Raw genomic sequence first — 16574 nt, forward strand, 5'->3', positions numbered from 1 at the left:
GGTGGAGGGTCGATCAGGGCGCTGGTAGCGTGTTCTGCCTGTCTTTGCGGGTGGTTTGCCCGCACTGCGTGAAGGATCGAATCGAACCGGATGGTTCTCCGGGGCGGGACCCTGTTGATCGCCGCCAGTCCGTCGTTCGTACACCTCTCAACCCAAGTCGAGGCTCCTTCCGATGGTTCAATCCGCACTCATCCCTGCCGGCTCCCCGGAACTCGAGGCCGAACGGGCCTTCCTGAGCGAGGCTCGCGCGGCCCTGACTCGTATGCACCAGGTCGTCGAGGAGCGGGATGTCCCGCTGATCGGCGGCGAGGACAATGACGAGCGCTTCACCAACGAGTCCAACATCCGCGCCAAGCGGCTTCGTGCGCAGGCACTGCTCGACCTGCCCGATGTGCCGCTCTTCTTCGGGCTGCTCGACTACGAGACCGGCACTATCGAGGGGCTGGACCGGGTTCACATCGGCCGTCGGCACGTTCACGACGGCAGCGGCGCCCCACTCGTGATCGACTGGCGGGCGCCGGTGTCGGTGCCGTTCTATCGAGCGACCCGCAGCGACCGGCAGCGGGTCCTGCTGCGGCGCCGCTACGGCTTCTCCGATGCGGCCGAGCTGACCGGTTTCGAGGACGAGCCGATGATCGGAACCGGCGAGTCCGGTCAGGCTGACGCGTTCCTGCGCGCCGAGATCGAACGCCCGCGCACCGGACCGATGCGCGACATCGTGGCCACGATCCAGCCCGAGCAGGACGACCTGGTCCGGGCGCCGCTGCATCCGAGTGTCTGCGTGCAGGGCGCGCCCGGTACGGGGAAGACGGCTGTCGGCCTGCACCGCGTGGCGTACCTGCTCTACACCGAACGGGAACGGTTGAGCCGTGGCGGTGTCGTGATCGTCGGGCCGAACCGCTCGTTCCTCTCCTACATCCGCAAGGTCCTGCCGGCGCTCGGTGAGGTCGACGTACGGCAGATCACCATCGAGGAGCTGATCAGCCAGCCCGCCACGGCGTCGGACGAGCCGGAGGTCGCGCGCGTCAAGGGTGACGCCCGGATGGCCCGCGTACTGCGACGCGCGCTGTGGTCGTATGTTGGCGCGCCGTCGGAAGGAATCCTTTACAGCAAGGGTTCCCAGCGTTTCCGGGTGCACGACTACGAGCTCGCCGAGATCGTGTCCGCGCTGCGCGAGTCGACCAGGTACGCCCCGGGACGAAACGCCCTCGCGCAGCGGATCGCCCACGCCGTACTGGTCCTGATGGAGCAGCGCGGCGACTCGCCGGACGACCGCGTGCAGAATGCCGTGGCCCGCTCGAAGCCCGTGAAGCAACTGCTCGACGCGGTGTGGCCCCGGGTCGTTCCAGAGCAGGTCCTGCACCGGCTGTTCTCCGATGCCGACTTCCTGGCGCAGTCGGCCGATGAGCTCACAGAGGACGAGCGCACCGCGCTCCTGTGGCGCAAGCCTTCGCGCTCCTGGAAGTCGGCGACGTGGTCGGGCGCCGACACCGTGTTGCTCGACGAGCTCGAGGACCTGATCGAACGCAGTCCCGGCTCACTCGGCCATCTCGTTCTGGACGAGGCGCAGGACTTGTCGGCCATGCAGTTGCGCGCTCTGGGCCGACGTTGTCGCACCGGCTCGGCAACGGTCCTCGGCGACCTCGCCCAGGCAACGACCCCGTGGGCCGCGGGCTCCTGGGACCGGGTCCTCGACCACCTCGAGAAGTCGGACGCCATCGTGGCCGAGCTCGACCGTGGTTTCCGCGTGCCGGCCCAGATCATCGACTTCGCGGCGAGGCTACTGCCACAGATCGCTCCGACTCTCGGCGTGCCGAGCGGTATCCGGACGCTCGCCGATGCGCTCTCGATCGTCTCGACCGATGAGCCCGCGTTCGCGGACGCTCTCGTCGCCGCCTGCAGGACCGCGCTCACCGGCGAAGGCTCGGTCGCACTCATCGCAGCCGACGAGCAGATCTCAGACCTGCACGACGCGCTGGCCGCCGCCGGTCTCCACCCGGCCCTCCTCGGCGCGTCCGAGGACGAGATGGACACGGAACGACTGGTCTGCGTCCCGGCATCTCTCGCGAAAGGCCTGGAATTCGACGCGGTGATAGTGGCCGAACCAGCCCAGATCGTGGCAGCCGAACCCCGCGGCCTCCACCGCCTCTACGTAGTCCTGACCCGCGCCGTCACTCGTCTCCAGATCATCCATGCAACACCGCTACCCACCGCCCTGACCGAGTCCCCAGCCGGCGTCAGCTGAGGGAAGCCACGGCAGCGATGAGCCTGGCCCAGAAGGCCGCCTTGTCAAGTTCCACCGCGACCTGGGCATTGGCGGGCCGGCCGGTATAGCTGTGCAGGTCGACAGCTGTCGCTCCCGCGGTCCACTGACCGGCCGTCTCGACGACCACGTTCGCCTCGACGCATTGGACGATCGCCGGATCGATGACCCTGGCGACGGCGACCGGGTCGTGCAGGGGTGGTGACTCGAAGCCCCAGAGCTGCCGGTAGGTCGAGGCGAAGAAGGTCATCCACTCGACGCAGATCTCCGCCAACGGCGTGCCGATGCGCGCGAACGCCGCCAGTACGTCGTCGGTCACCAGCGCCTGGTGGGTGACGTTCAGCCCGCACATGGTGAACGGCAAGCCGGACCGCAGTACCTGATCTGCGGCCTCCGGATCGACGAAGGCGTTGGCCTCGGCGTACGGCGTCACGTTGCCGCGCTCGGTCGACCCACCCATCCAGACGATCTGGTGGATCCGCCCGGACAGGTCCGGCCGGTCGGAGATCAACCTGGCAACGTTCGTCAGGGCACCGGTCGCCACGATCGTGACCGGCCCGTCGTGCTCGCCGAGTACCTCGATGAGCAGCTCAGTGGCCGTCAGCGGGGACTCCGGCACCGTCGGTTCGCCCTCGAAGCGGGGGCCGTCCAGACCCGTCACGCCGTGCACGTCGTTGGCAATGCGCAGCGGCCGGACCAGGGGACGGGCGGCGCCGCGGGCCACCGGAACGTCCACCGCTCCCGCGAGCGACAGCACCCGCCTGGCATTGACCGTGCACTTCTCGACGGTCTGGTTGCCAGCGACCGTCGTCACGGCCAGCAGGTCGACGGCCGGATCGGCGACCGCGAGCAGCAACGCCATCGCGTCATCGTGCCCAGGGTCGCAGTCGAGAATCAGCGGTATCGCCATGCAGCAGTTTGTACCAGCAGCAAGACGCCCGGTGACCCATCACATGGTCACCGGGCGTCTGTGCGGGTGGTGTCAGCTCAGCTCAGGGAAGCCAGGGCGTCGTTCCAGGTCTTCGACGGGCGCATCACGGCCGCCGCCTTGGCCGGGTCGGGCTGGTAGTAGCCGCCGAGGTCGACCGGGCTGCCCTGGACGGCAAGCAGCTCCTCGACGATGGCCTGCTCGTTGCCGGCGAGGGTCTCGGCCAGCGGGGTGAAGACCTTGGCCAGCTCGGCGTCGTCGGTCTGGTTGGCCAGCTCCTGCGCCCAGTACAGGGACAGGTAGAAGTGGCTGCCGCGGTTGTCGATGCCGCCGACGCGGCGGGTGGGGGACTTGTCCTCGTTGAGGAACGTCGCGGTGGCGCGGTCCAAGGTGTCCGCGAGCACCTGGGCACGGGCGTTGCCGGTGGTCTGGGCAAGGTGCTCGAAGCTCGCGGCCAGGGCGAAGAACTCGCCCAGGCTGTCCCAGCGCAGGTAGTTCTCCTTCACCAACTGCTGGACGTGCTTCGGCGCGGAGCCGCCCGCGCCGGTCTCGAACAGACCGCCGCCGGCCATCAGCGGGACGACCGACAGCATCTTCGCGCTGGTGCCCAGCTCGAGGATCGGGAACAGGTCGGTCAGGTAGTCGCGCAGGACGTTGCCGGTGACCGAGATGGTGTTCTCCCCCCGGCGGATCCGCTCCAGCGAGAACTTGATCGCGTCCACCGGCGCCAGGATCTTCAGCTCCAGACCGTCGGTGTCGTACTCGGTCAGGTACTCCTCGACCTTCGCGATCAGCTTGGCGTCGTGGGCGCGGGTCTCGTCCAGCCAGAACACCGCCGGGTCTCCGGTGGCCCGGGCCCGGGTGACGGCCAGCTTGACCCAGTCCCGGATCGGAGCGTCCTTGGTCTGGCAGGCGCGGAAGATGTCGCCCGCCGCGACCTCCTGCTCCAGTACTACCTTGCCGTCCGCATCGACCAGCCGGACTGTGCCGGCTGCTGCCAGCTCGAAGGTCTTGTCGTGGCTGCCGTACTCCTCGGCCTTCTGCGCCATCAGGCCGACGTTCGGGACCGAGCCCATCGTCGCGGGGTCGAACGCGCCGTTGGCCCGGCAGTCATCGAGGACGACCTGGTAGATCCCGGCGTAGCTGCTGTCCGGCAGTACTGCGAGGGTGTCGTGCTCCTCGCCGTCCGGACCCCACATGTGCCCGGAGGTACGGATCATCGCCGGCATCGAGGCGTCGACGATAACGTCGGACGGCACGTGCAGGTTGGTGACGCCTTTGTCGGAGTCCACCATCGCCAGCGTCGGGCCGTCGGCCAGCTCCGCGTCGAACGACGCCTTGATCGCGTCGCCGTCCGGCAGCGCGGCCAGCCCGTGGTAGATCCCGCCGAGTCCGTTGTTCGGGGACAGCCCGGCCGCGGCCAGCGTCTCGCCGTACTGCGCGAAGGTCTTCGGGAAGAAGGCGCGGACCACGTGCCCGAACACGATCGGGTCGGACACCTTCATCATGGTGGCCTTCAGGTGCACCGAGAACAGCACGTCGTCGGCCTTCGCCCGGGCGATCTGGGCGGTGAGGAACTCGCGCAGCGCGGCGACGTGCATGACCGAGGTGTCGACGACCTCGGCGGCCAGCACCGGCACCGACTCACGCAGTACGGTCGTCTCGCCGTCCGCGCCGACGAACTCGATCAGGAGCGAGCCGTCGGCCTCGATCACGGCGGACTTCTCGGTGGAGCGGAAGTCGTTCTCGCCCATGGTGGCGACGTTCGTCTTCGACTCCGGCGTCCAGGCGCCCATCCGGTGCGGGTGGGTCTTGGCGTAGTTCTTCACCGAGGCGGGCGCGCGGCGGTCGGAGTTACCCTCGCGCAGGACCGGGTTCACGGCCGAGCCCTTGATCTTGTCGTAGCGGGCCTGGATCTCGCGCTCGGCGTCGGTCTTCGGCTCGTCCGGGTACTCCGGCAGCGCGTAGCCCTGGCTCTGCAGCTCCGCGATCGCGGCCTTGAGTTGGGGGAGGGAGGCGGAGACGTTCGGCAGCTTGATGATGTTCGCGCCCGGCGTCTTGGCCAGGTCGCCGAGCTCGGCCAGCGCGTCCGGGGTCCGCTGGGCCTCGGTCAGGTGGTCGCCGAAGACGGCGATGATCCGCCCGGCCAGCGAGATGTCCCGGGTCTCCACGCCCACCCCGGCCTGCGCGGCGTACGCCTGGATCACCGGCAGGAACGAGTAGGTGGCCAGGGCCGGGGCCTCGTCCGTGTGCGTGTAGATGATGGTTGACTCAGTCACCGCGTACTCCGCTTCCTCTACTCCGTCGATGTCGCTCCCGGTCACCCCGTGGAGGCATCCCCACCCTAATGGGCGGACCGCCCGCGGCAGCGGGGGAGTGGCGATGGTCACCGCCTTACCGGAGGTTGACGCCCCGGCCGGCCCGAGCCTCGCTTGCGCGAGGTTCGTGTCTACTCACCCTGGTACGGCGAGCTCGGGACCCAGAAACCGCTGGAGCTGATCAGCTCGACAGCGTTCGAGAGCGGCGTGGTCGCGATGTACTGCAAGCCCACCTGACCTCAGGCGCGGTCAGGCGGCCAGTTGCAGCGACGGCGATACTTCGAGGCCATCGTGGTGGCCGCTGACGCGGGGGAGCCGGTGCGTGGTCTGAACAGTGGCGGACAGCTTAGCCAGTTGGTGGCAGCCTGCTGTGATCGCGTCCTGCAGGGTCGGCCATTGGTCGACGCACCAGTACGGGTCGTCGGGCTGGCGGTCGTGGTCGTCGTCGATGTCGGCGCACCAGCCGCCGGTGAAAGCGTGGTGGATGTGCAGTCTGAGGTTCATGGCCGTAGGTCTGTCGGGTTGAGCGGGTGGGCTGGGGATCAGAAGGGGAGCGGTCGGCCCGACGGAGTGCGCAGGTCGAGCGGCTGCGTGCTCTTGCGGGTCAGTGGTCGTTGTGGTCTTCGGCGGATCTTGATCTGGATCTGTCGCATCGTCCTGCTCCTGTCTGGGGGAGTGGTGCGACGGACCGCCGTACCGCTCGATTACTTGGTATGAACAACATCGCAGCCTGAAAGTTCAAGCGCATGCGGGGAATTACCTATATCGGTACCTACGCACCCCTGACCTAATCCATAGGGAGCCTCACCCGCCCCCTGACCCCATCCTCAGGGTGAGTCACCTCTGAGCCGATCAGAGCCAGCCGGCAAGGCGGATCTGCGCGGGGTCTTCCTCGGGGTGTTCGCGTGCGCCGTATAGCCCGCTGACACCGGCCCACAGCACCGTCCGCCCCGGATAGTCCGGGTACCTCGTGATGCTGGCGTTGAAGAAGTCGACTGCGGTCTTCTCGGTCCGCAGGAACTCGTCGGCGTCATCGAGGTACTGCCGGGTCGCCGCGATGGTCCGGTCGGCGTCGTCGTCGAGATGCTTGTTCTGGTGTCCGGCGACGATGTGCCGGGGTTCCAGCGCCTCGACCTTGTCGATCGCCTCTCGCCATGGTCCGAAGACCTCGACGACGTTGCTATCGCCGAGGTACTGGTGGGCGCCGTTGTAGATGACATCCCCGGCGACGACCAGCTCGAGATCCGGCACATGCAGGACGCTGGTGTCGTCGGAGTCGGAGTGGCCGACCTCGATGATCACGAGTTCGTGTCCTTCGAGCGTGAAGCGGTTGTCCGGCACCGTCACGGCCGTCACCGGCGATGGCGGGACGGTCGAGTACAGCTTGTCCCAGAAATACGGCCGCGAAGCGACGCTGGCGTGCATCTGGGCGATGGTTCCCGCACTGGCGACAACACGGGCGCCGAATCGCTCGGCCAGCAATCCGGCCGCGAACCAGTGATCGCCGTGGCCGTGGGTGATGAAGATCTCGGTGAGGTTCCGGCCCTTTCCGGCGACCCAGTCTCCGACTGCTTGCGCGTGTTCGGTCGTCAACCCGGGATCGACGAGTACTGCGTCCTGGCTCCCGTAGATCAGGGTGCTCGCGATGGGAGAGAACTTCTTCGGCTCCCCGTTCGGAAGCAATCCGCTGTCCTGTGCGATCGGCTCGTGGACGAACACGTCGTACGCGAGGTTCGTGCTGCTCATGGGTATCTCCAGAAGTTTGTCGGTACTCCCGAAGGTCCCGCGTTCCGGCATCCGTCGCACCAGTCACCGGCACTGGTCACTTCCCTGGCCTACCGGCCTCCGCGGGCGCCCAGGGTGAGGTGGGTGCGGGGGGAGCCGCGAATTGCAGAGCCATGCAAAGTTAGTCAAATGTTGGACAGGCCTTGTGTGGGTGCCGGTGGCGGATCATCTTGGAAGGCATGGACAGGTCAGATGAGGACCGTGCGATCAACGAAATCATCGATCGGTTGGCCAAGCAGTTCCCGCGGGTGCCGGCGGACGAGGTGGCGCAGGTCGTGAGTGAGTCTCGCCCCGAGTTCGAGGATGCTCCGATCCGGGACTTCGTGCCGTTGTTCGTCGGGCGGGAGGCCAAGGCCCGATTGCGAGAGCTGGCCTAGTCACCATTCGTCCACGGCGCGGTTGACCTGCCTGCCTGCCAGTCGGCGGTCTGGCGGCTGCGCCGCTCGTCAACGCCAAGCATCGCCGGGTGTTCGGACGTAGCGCCTCCAGGTGTATCGCCAAGGGATGACGGCGAGGATGACGACCACGAAGGAACAGTTGAACAGCACCTCGCGCGCTGCGGCGTTCAGGTCGTCGGAGACCAGGTTCGGAATGGCGACCGCGGTGATCCAGATGACCTTCCAGGTCACCTCCAACAGCAGGATCGGTAGCATCCGGACTGGGTATCTGAGCCCGAGGAACGCCAGCAACGACATGGCCGTGAGCAGGCAGGCGACGACCCCCTCCATCACCGGGAGGGATCGGGCGTCCTGGACGAGCACCGGCCACTTGACGATCGCGATCCCCACCCCCATGAACGCGTAGCCGAAACGCAGGACGTTCAGACGCCGCGTACGCAGCTCTTGATCGATACCGATCGCGTCGGCGATCCGGGCAACAGCCATGGCGAGCTCCTCTTCCTTATGGTTTGTCGATGTGACGTACTGCGGGTCGGTGGCGGCTCAGCTGGTCGCGGTCCGGGTCAGGAGGCGTCGGCGGAGCCGGTGCAGCTGCGGCATCAGCCCGTAGATGACGATCGGCACAGCGATGGTCGCGAGCACGAACGTGCGCACGACCGGTGCCAGCGTGCCGAGCCAGTCACCGAGGGCAAGGTTGAGGACTGTGAGGGTCGGGAAGACGGCCAGCCAGATCATCAGGGCCAGCTGGTGCTTGGTCGGCGGTCCAGGAACCCCAGGCGGCGAAATCGGGGCGGCGAGGTTCGGGTTTGGCGTTGGGGTGGTCACGGGGACTCCTTCGGGTGGGCGTGCGCGTCGCTGTCGCGCGACGGGTTGCCCTAAGGCTGGGCGCGCGGGCGCCGTTCACCTACGAAGGTTGCTGTTTGTGGGAAATGGGCGTCAGATGAGCTCGTGGAGGACGCCTCAGCGGCGGAGATCGCCGCAGTGCTCGGCCGGGTCGGTGGCCGGCTCAAGCGACTCCGCACCCAGCGCCGGATGACCCTCGCCGATGTTGCGAACGCGACCGGTATCTCGAAGAGCACGCTGTCGCGGCTCGAGAACGGAGAGCGGCGGCCCACCCTGGAACTGCTCCTTGTGTTGTCGCACGCCTATCGGGTGCCGCTGGACGACCTCGTCGCGGCGCCGGAAGAGGGCGATCCGCGGATCAGGCTCAAGCCTGGTCGGGTCAAGGGCAGGACGGTGATCCCGCTGACCCGGCAGCCCGATGGCACGCAGGCGTGGAAGATCGTCATTCCGACCAGCAAGGTCACGCCCGAGCCACGGGCGCACGACGGGTACGAATGGCTCTACGTCCTGTCCGGCCACATGCGTCTCGTGCTCGGGGATCAGGACTGGGTGCTCGGGCCCGGCGAGGTCGCCGAGTTCGACACTCTGGTGCCGCACTGGTTCGGCAGCACCGGCGATGAGCCCGCGGAGATCCTCAGCATCTTCGGCCGACCCGGCGAACGAATGAACGTCCGAACGACCAAGGATCAGGCGAAGGCGGAGTGACCGGCGATGGATTTGCCGACGGTCACCACTGACCATGGCCTTGCCCTAGAGACCTACACCTCGTACCGCTAGCGACGCGGGCGGCGGCCGCCCGCGTCGCTAGCGGTTACTTGGTCAGTACGCCACGGTCAGGTCGTCGCGCACCGTCGTGACTCCCGGCGCCGACCAGGCGGCGTCGATCGCCTCGTCGCGCTCGGCCCACGATCTCACGGTCCCCTTGACGGTGACGACGCCGTTGTCGGCCGAGACGTGCAGGCCCTCGGCGTCGAGGGCGGCGTTGCGCTTGAACGCCTTGTCGATCGACTCCTGCAGGTCCCCGGCGCTCGGCTTCGGCTTCTCGATCTCGATCTCGTCGAACACGTCGAGGGCGCCGACGATGTTCGAGGCAACGAACTCCGCTTCGTCGCGCTGGTACTGCCAGTCCACCGTGCCGGTGAGCGTCACCACGCCGTCCCGCACCTTGGCGTCGACCGTGCTCGGTACCAGGCTGTCGAGCATCAGCGCCTGCAGGACGTCGCCGCGGATGTCGGCGTCGACGCGCCCCTGGTCGCCCATCAGTCGCACCTTTAGCTGGTTGTCGACGTCCAGCACGCCGACGACGCGCCGCGCCGCCTTCTTCGCCTCCCACTTCTCGCGCAGGCTGCCCACGGTGCCGCGCAGCGTGATCTCGCCGGCCTTCGCGGATACGGCGATCGCCACGTTGTCGACCTTCGGGTCCCAGAACAGTTCGTCGCTGACGTCGTCCACCAGATCGCTGTCCCAGCTCATCTCAGTTCCTTTCGTCGGTGTCACCTGTGCCTTCGATCCTCGGTCGGCCGAACCCCAGCGACATCGGAGCCGCCGCTGACCGGTTGCGGAAATCACGAAGGAACCTGTGGCGCGTCCTCGTCGGGTGCGAGAGCATCCAGGGCGGCGCGCAGGGCCGTGCGCGAGGCGACACCGAACTTTGGGTACAGCCGGTGAAGATGGGAGGCCACCGTGCGGTGGGACAGGAACAGCCGTTCGGCGATCTGTTTGTTGGTCAGCCCGGTCGCGGCCAGATCGGCGACCTGCCGTTCCTGCGCCGTCAGGTGCGCTGCTGGGATGTCGGGCTGTACGGCGTACGCGACGCCGGCCGCCCGGAGTTCCGCGGACCCGCTGTGCGAAGCCCTCGGCGCCGATCCGGGCCTCTACCAGGATCCGAGCCGTGCGAGCGCCAGTCGATGTATGCGCCCACAGCGTTTGGCGGAGTCGGCAGTGGCGGGGGAACAGCCGGCCCGACCACCAGCAGCCGGTGTCGTCCGCGAGGGCCCGTCTACTGCGAGTTACAGCACGAAAAGCCGAGACCTGAGCATCATCCGCAGGCCACGCCCGGCTGCGCGCTCGTACGGTCGTACGCAGTCCAGGAACGAACACAACCCCAACGATTGCGAAGGGCCTCTACCGTGAAGAAGCTCTCGGAGCAGCTCAGCGACCTATCCGACCGCGCGAAGAAGACCGAGGATGTCGTCGACGCTGCGAAGACGAAGAACCGAGAACGGTTGCAGGCGCAGAAGGCGCAGCTGCAGACTGCCGTCAGCACCGAGCAGACCCGGATCGACGAGCGGGCGACCAAGGCGCAGGCCGACGCCCACTCGAAGTGGCACGACCTCCGAACTGCCATGGACAGCCACTTCGCCGAACTTCGCACCAAGGGCGAGGAGCACAAGGCCGAACGCGACCTCAAGCGCGCCGAGCAGCGCGCCGATGACGCCGAGCTGGATGCGGCCGACGCGATTGATTTCGCGATCTACGCCCTTGACTACGCGGAGTACGCCATCGTCGACGCCACCATCGCCCGTGCCGACGCCGACGACCTGACGCCGACGAGCTGACCGGAAGGCCGCCTAGCTGCGCAAACATCTGATCCGGGAGTCGAGCAGCGGCCAAGTCCCATCCATAACCGACGGTGATCACCACGAGCGGCCGACACCATGCCGATCTGGGCGTACCGCTGGCCAAGGCGATCGACGCCTACCGGGCCGGCGGCAGGTTCATCTGGGAGGCCCTGGTCGCCGAGGCGCACGCGACCCGCTCGCTCAGCAGCGAGGCGCTGGTTCGCGCCGCGTCCAGGATCTGGCTGATCCTCGACGACTTCACGGACGCGATGGCAGACGCTTACCGCGACGCGGTGGCCGAGCGGATCGTCGCCCAGGAGCACGAACGCTCCGCCCTGGTCGCGGCGCTGCTGGAAGGGCGGATCACCGAGAACGAGACCCTCTGGGAGGCCGCCGAGATGCTGAGGATCTCGGCGGCCGGGGACCGTTCGTCGTGGTCGCCGCGGAGGTGCCGGAGGCCGGCCGGCAGGCGTTCCCCGAGATGGAAGCGCGGCTGCGGTCGGTCGACCTGTCGTCAGCCTGGCGACTGATGGCGGACCTGCAGGTCGGCATCATCGTGGTGCCCGAGAGCGGCCGGCTGGACCGACTCGTCGCCGTGCTGACCAAGCACGCCGAGCACCGGGTCGGCGTCAGCCCGGTGTACTCGACGCTCGACGGGACCCGGGAGGCGCTGCGGTTCGCGAAGTTCGCGATCCTCGGTACGGCGGCCGGCGCCAAGGTCACGCTCTTCGACAGCTCGCCGCTCGCAGTGACCGCGGCCAGTACGCCCGAGGTGATGGCCCGGATCGTCAGCTCGACCCTGGGCCCGCTGGACGCGGCCGCCGATCGCGAGGTTCTGCTGGACACTCTTGAGGCTTGGCGCGACAGCGGCGGATCGACCGAGCGGGCAGCCAAGCAGCTCTTCGTCCACCCCAACACGGTTCGCCAACGAATGCGTCGGACCGCGGAGCTGACCGGCTGCCAGCTGAGCGCACCTCGCGATGTCGCCAAACTCTGTCTGGCCCTCGAGGCCGTACGACAGCAGCCACACTGAACCTGGCTGCGCGCAAAAAGCCGAGAGTGGTGCATCGCGCGCAGACCACGGTGGCCGGTGCTCTCCTACCGTTTCGGCAAGGCATGACCCGCATGCCGACCCGAGAAGGAGCGCACGATGAAGGCCATGCTCGAACACCTGCGCAAGCTGTCCGGTTGGATCTTGGCGGTCGAGACCACCAAGAAGAGCCTCGCCCGACCTCTGGTCCGCAAGGGCATCCCCGCTGTCCTGATCGGTTCCGTGGCAGTCGCCGGACTGCGCCGTCGCCGGGCCCGGCGCAAGTGACTGTCTCAGCGCAATTGGGTCATCGTTGCGTCGGATTGCCGATGTCTGGGCCGTACCCGGCCTCCTAGCGTCGTTTAGGTCGAGCGCATGACGCTCGCGACGATCGACAGGAGGTTCCCATGGTACAACCGTTGCCATTCCACCGGAACAGCTCGCTGCCCGAGTTGTTCGACACCGCGACGATGCCGCCGGACGACCGCCTCCGGCTGCTGCGGATCGCGATGGGCAGCGCCGCGGTGCCGGTCGAGATCCAGCATCACGTCGGTCCGGACGACGTGTCCGCGCGCGGTGCCGGTCGCCGGCTGGGCCGGTTGTCGATCCTCACGGTCACGACGACGCCGTTGACTCTGCGGCGCACGGTACGACTGGCCCGGGCCGATCCGGAGCCGAGCATCGTAGTCGAGCAGCAGTTGGCCGGCCGGCGATCTGTCGCCCAGTACAACCGGCGGACAGTGCTGTCGCCGGGCGATCTCGTCCTGCTCGACGCTCGCCGGCCGTACCTGTCGGCCAGCCTGGCTGGAAGCCACCAGCATTCCGTCCGGATCCCCAGGCTGGATCTGGCTCTGACCGACCAGGCGCTCGCCCGCGTCGCCGGGTTGCGGCTCGGCCCACGGAATCCGGTCGCGAACTTCGCGGCGGCGTACCTGACCCGGCTGGTCGGCGATCAGCGGCTGGCCGCCGAGGCGGACCTGGACGTGTTCGAGGCGTCGACGATCGAGCTGATCCGGGCTGTCGTGGCCACCCAGCTCGGCGACGGCGTACTCGCCAGGGAACCGATGGAGAACACGCTCGCGCTGCGGATCCTGGAGTTCGCCCGGCAGCATCTCACCGATCCCGACCTGACCGCGGCGAAGATCGCCAGCGCCCACAACATCTCGGTCCGGCACCTCTATACGACGCTGTCCCGGTCCGGCGTCGGACTGGGTGAATGGATCCGGGTACGCCGGCTGGAGGGGTGCCGGCGCGAGCTCGCCAGGAGCGCGGCGACCGGCCGGACGATCTCCTCGATCGCGCGTGCCTGGGGCTTCGGCGACGCGACCCACTTCAGTCGCACCTTCCGCGAGGCCTTCGGCCTGTCACCCCGTGATTGGCGCGCGCTGCACCAGGACAAGCGCCGTGCATACCTGACCGACGACTACGCACAGATAGCGAACCCGACCTACGAGGCCCGCCAGTGCGTCGCCTCGTAACCCATCACCTCGTAACCCATCACCTCGAACCCCTCTACCAAGGAGGCTGTTGATGTTCTCGTCTGTTTCGTCGTCACTTTTGTGGCGTGGACTGCTGGCCGTCGTGATCGGCGTGGTGTCGGTCGCCTGGCCGAATGTCACCGTCGGCGCGATCGTGATTCTGTTCGCTGTCTACGCCTTCGTCGCCGGCGCCACGGATGCCGCCCGCGCGTTCGCGGGCCGCAGTGCCGGCCCGGTGATCGGCTACCTCTTGCTCGCCGTGCTCGATGTCGTCGCCGGCATCGCCGCGCTGGCGTGGCCCGGCATCACCGCGCTCGTACTGACGATCTGGATCGCCGTGTGGGCGTTCGTCTCCGGCGTCATCGAGGTCGCGATGGCCTTCCGGCAGGACGAGTACGCCGGGGAGCGGGCGATGTGGGCCCTCACCGGTCTCGTCTCGATCGCACTCGGCATCGTGCTGGCGATCCGGCCCGACCTCGGCGCTGTCAGCCTGGCCACGGTGTTCGGTCTGTTCAGCATCGTCTACGGCATTTCCACGCTGGTGCTGTCTGCGCAGCTGCGGAAGTCCGGATCGGCCGCACAACCGCTGGCCGACCCCGCCGGCTGACACACAACCAGACGCTACGCGGTCGGCCCAGAGGCCTTGTTCTACGGGCTTTCCGCAGCCGATCAGCGGCAACCCCGATGTGGCGGAGCGGTCCGGCACAGAGGATCGAAGTGTCCGATGAACCGATGCGAAGGAGGACACAAATGTCCTGGGACGACGATGTAATGGCCAACGTCAATGACGAGCTCTTCTGGGATCCGAAGGTGGACAGCGCCGCGATCGCCGTGTCCGCGGACGATGGCACGGTGACGCTTCGCGGCACTGTCGGCAGTCTGCGCGAGAAGCGAGAAGCGCGGAAGGCGGCACAGCGGGTCTTCGGCGTGAACTCGGTCGACAACCAGTTGAAGGTGCGGCTGCTGGGCGGCCAAGGGCGGTCCGACTCCGAACTGCGCGGCTTCGTCCTGCAGGCGCTGATGCTGGACAGCCTCGTACCGGCGACGGTCGACGCCAAGGTGAGCGACGGTTTCGTCACGCTGACAGGAACGGTGAGCTGGCAGTACCAGCGCGACGAGGCGGACCTGGTCGCCTCGAGCATCGCCGGCTTGCTCGACGTCTTCAACGAGATCGAGATCACGCCGCCGGCGCCGAGCGCCGCGGACACGCAGGAGTCGATCAAGAAGGCGTTCAAGCGCAATGCCGCCCTGGATGCGGACGAGCTGCAGATCTCGACCCGCGACGGCGCCGTGACCGTCAAGGGAGCGGTCCGATCGTGGGCCGAGCACGACGAGGCGATCGCCGCCGCGTGGGCGGCACCGGGGGTCACGTCTGTCAGTGACGAGCTGACGATCAAGTACTGACCAGCGAACCAGGCACGGGCGACGCCAAGACGTCGCCCGTGCCTGGGCGACCGGCAGCCACGCGCCGACTGCGGCCGTGGCTCTTCAGCCGTTTCTCGACCGGGTGGTATCTATGACCTCGATCTCGGGCCGGCCTGTTCCGCGTCGCTCCGGGCGCGGGCCGGCGTTCAACCAGCGGCTGCGGGCCCAGCCCGTCGCCACACTCGTGTCTCTCGCCGGTCTGACCGGACGATCGGTCTACGACCGGAGGGGCAACCGCGTCGGGCGGGTGCACGACCTGGTCGTTGCCTTGGGCAATGGCGGTGAGCACCCGCCGCTGCACGGAATCCTCGTCCGAACGCGCCGCAGGATCGTCTTCATCCCCTACACCGCAATGGCGGGCATCTCTCGGTGGGAGGTATATCTCACCACCTCTGGTCTCCAGCCGCACCCGCTCCCGGACCAGAACGGTCTGGTCGCGCTGGCCGTCGACCTTCTCGATCGCCGGATCCTCGACGGCGATGGACGGCTCGTGCGGGTGTCCGATCTCGTCCTGGCCTGCATGGTCGACGAGATCGTCCTGGTCGGCGCCGACGTCAGCTTCGGCACACTGCTCCGCCGCGCCGGCACTGGCTGGATGAGGCGGAGGGTCGCCGCCCGACGGGTCTATGACTGGGCTGCCGTAGACACGACCTCGCCAGCCCAGTCCGCCCATCGCACCCGGTTCCTGATGCAAGAGGTCGGGACTCGGCACGGGCCGCAGGGGACAGTGCACGGAGAACACAGCCGTACGTCGGGGCCGTGGCTAGCGTGGCAATCATCAGCACCCCAACGGCCGGAGCGTCCGGCCGAGGCCCCGATCCTTAGGAGAAGACATGACTGACGAGGCACTGGCCCTGAGCGTCCAGGACGAGCTGTTCTGGGACCCGAAGGTGGACAGCGAGGAGATCGCGGTGTCGGCGGACGACGGAACGATCTCGCTGCGCGGTACCGTCGGCAGCTTCCGGCAGAAGCGGGACGCCAGGAAGGCCGCGGAACGTGTCCACGGTGTCGTGTACGTCGAGAACGAGCTGACGGTACGGATTCTCACCAAGAGCCGGCGCTACGATGCTGACCTGCGCGGCGATGTGCTGCGGGCGTTGCTGCTCGACTCCCTGATCCCGACCACGGTCGATGCCAAGGTCAGCGACGGGTACGTCACCTTGTCGGGTACGGTCGACTGGCAGTACCAGCGTGACGAGGCGACGTTTGTCGCCGGCAACATTCTCGGCGTGACCGGCGTGGACAACGAGATCCTGGTCGGCGGCGACGGCTCCACGGTCGGCGAGGTCGCGGACGACATCCAGAAGGCGTTCAAGCGTGACGCGAAGATCGATGCCGACAGTCTCACGGTGGCAGCCTCGGACGGAAAGGTGACCCTCAACGGCAGTGTGCGGTCCTGGTCCGAGCACGACGCGGCCCTCGCGGCTGCCTGGGCGGCGCCGGGGGTCACCACCGTCAACGACCGGCTGACCGTCTCGTACTGATGGAACTGATCACGTCAGTCGATCGGCATCGCCGTATGCCGAGTCTTCCATCGGGAAAGTC

Annotated in this window: 21 protein-coding genes; 13 read left to right on the plus strand and 8 right to left on the minus strand. The window is 67.8% G+C overall.

Going from position 1 to position 16574, the window contains the following annotated elements; all coding sequences use genetic code 11:
* Positions 1-172: 172 nt before the first annotated feature.
* Complete coding sequence (locus ACFPJ1_RS42520) at positions 173-2245, plus strand: HelD family protein (protein ID WP_380112117.1); 2073 nt, start codon at positions 173-175, stop codon at positions 2243-2245.
* Here ACFPJ1_RS42520 and ACFPJ1_RS42525 read toward each other — a convergent pair.
* A complete protein-coding gene (locus ACFPJ1_RS42525; RefSeq protein WP_380112118.1) occupies positions 2238-3173 on the minus strand; it encodes a nucleoside hydrolase in 936 nt (311 codons plus the stop codon). The genes ACFPJ1_RS42520 and ACFPJ1_RS42525 overlap by 8 nt on opposite strands.
* Positions 3174-3250: 77 nt before the next feature.
* Entirely contained in the window at positions 3251-5470 is a 2220-nt protein-coding gene (locus tag ACFPJ1_RS42530) for an NADP-dependent isocitrate dehydrogenase (RefSeq protein WP_380112119.1), read from the minus strand.
* A 153-nt stretch (positions 5471-5623) separates the two neighbouring features.
* Here ACFPJ1_RS42530 and ACFPJ1_RS42535 point away from each other — a divergent pair, with 153 nt between their 5' ends.
* Positions 5624-5746: a hypothetical protein gene (locus ACFPJ1_RS42535; protein ID WP_380112120.1), complete on the plus strand. Its 123-nt coding sequence runs from the start codon at positions 5624-5626 to the stop codon at positions 5744-5746.
* A gap of 12 nt (positions 5747-5758) precedes the next feature.
* On the opposite strand, the gene ACFPJ1_RS42540 is transcribed toward ACFPJ1_RS42535, so the two are convergent.
* Positions 5759-6013 (minus strand): hypothetical protein, encoded by a 255-nt coding sequence (locus ACFPJ1_RS42540; RefSeq protein WP_380112121.1) that lies wholly within the window; start codon positions 6011-6013, stop codon positions 5759-5761.
* A 348-nt stretch (positions 6014-6361) separates the two neighbouring features.
* A complete protein-coding gene (locus ACFPJ1_RS42545) occupies positions 6362-7255 on the minus strand; it encodes an MBL fold metallo-hydrolase (protein ID WP_380112122.1) in 894 nt (297 codons plus the stop codon).
* Between the two features lie 218 nt (positions 7256-7473).
* Between ACFPJ1_RS42545 and ACFPJ1_RS42550 the strand changes: the two genes are divergently transcribed.
* A complete protein-coding gene (locus ACFPJ1_RS42550; protein ID WP_380112123.1) occupies positions 7474-7671 on the plus strand; it encodes a three-helix bundle dimerization domain-containing protein in 198 nt (65 codons plus the stop codon).
* Between the two features lie 69 nt (positions 7672-7740).
* On the opposite strand, the gene ACFPJ1_RS42555 is transcribed toward ACFPJ1_RS42550, so the two are convergent.
* Entirely contained in the window at positions 7741-8178 is a 438-nt protein-coding gene (locus tag ACFPJ1_RS42555) for a hypothetical protein (RefSeq protein ID WP_380112124.1), read from the minus strand.
* Positions 8179-8235: 57 nt separating this feature from the next.
* Positions 8236-8517, minus strand: coding sequence for a putative antibiotic biosynthesis monooxygenase (locus ACFPJ1_RS42560; RefSeq protein WP_380112125.1), 282 nt, complete (start codon positions 8515-8517; stop codon positions 8236-8238).
* Positions 8518-8640: 123 nt separating this feature from the next.
* On the opposite strand from ACFPJ1_RS42560, the gene ACFPJ1_RS42565 reads away from it, so the two are divergent.
* Positions 8641-9240 (plus strand): helix-turn-helix domain-containing protein, encoded by a 600-nt coding sequence (locus ACFPJ1_RS42565; protein WP_380112126.1) that lies wholly within the window; start codon positions 8641-8643, stop codon positions 9238-9240.
* A 114-nt stretch (positions 9241-9354) separates the two neighbouring features.
* Here ACFPJ1_RS42565 and ACFPJ1_RS42570 read toward each other — a convergent pair whose 3' ends face one another.
* Positions 9355-10008, minus strand: a complete 654-nt coding sequence (locus ACFPJ1_RS42570; RefSeq protein WP_380112127.1) for a BON domain-containing protein — start codon at positions 10006-10008, stop codon at positions 9355-9357.
* A 92-nt stretch (positions 10009-10100) separates the two neighbouring features.
* Positions 10101-10325, minus strand: a complete 225-nt coding sequence (locus tag ACFPJ1_RS42575) for a response regulator transcription factor (RefSeq protein ID WP_380112234.1) — start codon at positions 10323-10325, stop codon at positions 10101-10103.
* 339 nt (positions 10326-10664) lie between these two features.
* Between ACFPJ1_RS42575 and ACFPJ1_RS42580 the strand changes: the two genes are divergently transcribed.
* The 9 genes from ACFPJ1_RS42580 to ACFPJ1_RS42620 all read left to right on the plus strand — a co-directional run bounded on the left by ACFPJ1_RS42580 (position 10665) and on the right by ACFPJ1_RS42620 (position 16513).
* A complete protein-coding gene (locus tag ACFPJ1_RS42580; RefSeq protein WP_380112128.1) occupies positions 10665-11093 on the plus strand; it encodes a hypothetical protein in 429 nt (142 codons plus the stop codon).
* A gap of 74 nt (positions 11094-11167) precedes the next feature.
* The gene (locus ACFPJ1_RS42585) at positions 11168-11626 is read left to right on the plus strand and encodes an RsbRD N-terminal domain-containing protein (protein WP_380112129.1); all 459 of its coding nucleotides are present in this window, start codon (positions 11168-11170) and stop codon (positions 11624-11626) included.
* On the plus strand, positions 11545-12129 hold the full coding sequence (locus ACFPJ1_RS42590) for a helix-turn-helix domain-containing protein (RefSeq protein ID WP_380112235.1): 585 nt from the start codon (positions 11545-11547) through the stop codon (positions 12127-12129). The genes ACFPJ1_RS42585 and ACFPJ1_RS42590 overlap by 82 nt, the downstream gene beginning before the upstream one ends.
* A 117-nt stretch (positions 12130-12246) precedes the next feature.
* Positions 12247-12414, plus strand: coding sequence for a hypothetical protein (locus tag ACFPJ1_RS42595; protein ID WP_380112130.1), 168 nt, complete (start codon positions 12247-12249; stop codon positions 12412-12414).
* Positions 12415-12533: 119 nt separating this feature from the next.
* A complete protein-coding gene (locus tag ACFPJ1_RS42600) occupies positions 12534-13604 on the plus strand; it encodes a helix-turn-helix domain-containing protein (protein ID WP_380112132.1) in 1071 nt (356 codons plus the stop codon).
* Positions 13605-13656: 52 nt separating this feature from the next.
* The gene (locus ACFPJ1_RS42605) at positions 13657-14211 is read left to right on the plus strand and encodes an HdeD family acid-resistance protein (protein WP_380112133.1); all 555 of its coding nucleotides are present in this window, start codon (positions 13657-13659) and stop codon (positions 14209-14211) included.
* Between the two features lie 143 nt (positions 14212-14354).
* Positions 14355-15008, plus strand: a complete 654-nt coding sequence (locus ACFPJ1_RS42610; RefSeq protein WP_380112134.1) for a BON domain-containing protein — start codon at positions 14355-14357, stop codon at positions 15006-15008.
* A 112-nt stretch (positions 15009-15120) separates the two neighbouring features.
* Positions 15121-15870: a hypothetical protein gene (locus ACFPJ1_RS42615; RefSeq protein ID WP_380112135.1), complete on the plus strand. Its 750-nt coding sequence runs from the start codon at positions 15121-15123 to the stop codon at positions 15868-15870.
* The gene (locus ACFPJ1_RS42620) at positions 15863-16513 is read left to right on the plus strand and encodes a BON domain-containing protein (RefSeq protein ID WP_380112136.1); all 651 of its coding nucleotides are present in this window, start codon (positions 15863-15865) and stop codon (positions 16511-16513) included. Before ACFPJ1_RS42615 ends, ACFPJ1_RS42620 begins: the two co-directional genes overlap by 8 nt.
* The last annotated feature ends 61 nt before the right edge of the window (positions 16514-16574 follow it).

It is taken from the genome of Kribbella qitaiheensis (genome assembly GCF_042657745.1).
Taxonomy (GTDB): domain Bacteria; phylum Actinomycetota; class Actinomycetes; order Propionibacteriales; family Kribbellaceae; genus Kribbella; species Kribbella qitaiheensis.

What these genes read in the sequence shown, in the direction of transcription:
- ACFPJ1_RS42520 (WP_380112117.1), top strand. Translation starts at nt 173, where the DNA reads ATGGTTCAATCCGCACTCATCCCTGCCGGCTCCCCGGAACTCGAGGCC.
- ACFPJ1_RS42525 (WP_380112118.1), bottom strand. Translation starts at nt 3,173, where the DNA reads ATGGCGATACCGCTGATTCTCGACTGCGACCCTGGGCACGATGACGCG.
- ACFPJ1_RS42540 (WP_380112121.1), bottom strand. Translation starts at nt 6,013, where the DNA reads ATGAACCTCAGACTGCACATCCACCACGCTTTCACCGGCGGCTGGTGC.
- ACFPJ1_RS42545 (WP_380112122.1), bottom strand. Translation starts at nt 7,255, where the DNA reads ATGAGCAGCACGAACCTCGCGTACGACGTGTTCGTCCACGAGCCGATC.
- ACFPJ1_RS42550 (WP_380112123.1), top strand. Translation starts at nt 7,474, where the DNA reads ATGGACAGGTCAGATGAGGACCGTGCGATCAACGAAATCATCGATCGG.
- ACFPJ1_RS42555 (WP_380112124.1), bottom strand. Translation starts at nt 8,178, where the DNA reads ATGGCTGTTGCCCGGATCGCCGACGCGATCGGTATCGATCAAGAGCTG.
- ACFPJ1_RS42570 (WP_380112127.1), bottom strand. Translation starts at nt 10,008, where the DNA reads ATGAGCTGGGACAGCGATCTGGTGGACGACGTCAGCGACGAACTGTTC.
- ACFPJ1_RS42595 (WP_380112130.1), top strand. Translation starts at nt 12,247, where the DNA reads ATGAAGGCCATGCTCGAACACCTGCGCAAGCTGTCCGGTTGGATCTTG.
- ACFPJ1_RS42600 (WP_380112132.1), top strand. Translation starts at nt 12,534, where the DNA reads ATGGTACAACCGTTGCCATTCCACCGGAACAGCTCGCTGCCCGAGTTG.
- ACFPJ1_RS42605 (WP_380112133.1), top strand. Translation starts at nt 13,657, where the DNA reads ATGTTCTCGTCTGTTTCGTCGTCACTTTTGTGGCGTGGACTGCTGGCC.
- ACFPJ1_RS42610 (WP_380112134.1), top strand. Translation starts at nt 14,355, where the DNA reads ATGTCCTGGGACGACGATGTAATGGCCAACGTCAATGACGAGCTCTTC.
- ACFPJ1_RS42615 (WP_380112135.1), top strand. Translation starts at nt 15,121, where the DNA reads ATGACCTCGATCTCGGGCCGGCCTGTTCCGCGTCGCTCCGGGCGCGGG.
- ACFPJ1_RS42620 (WP_380112136.1), top strand. Translation starts at nt 15,863, where the DNA reads ATGACTGACGAGGCACTGGCCCTGAGCGTCCAGGACGAGCTGTTCTGG.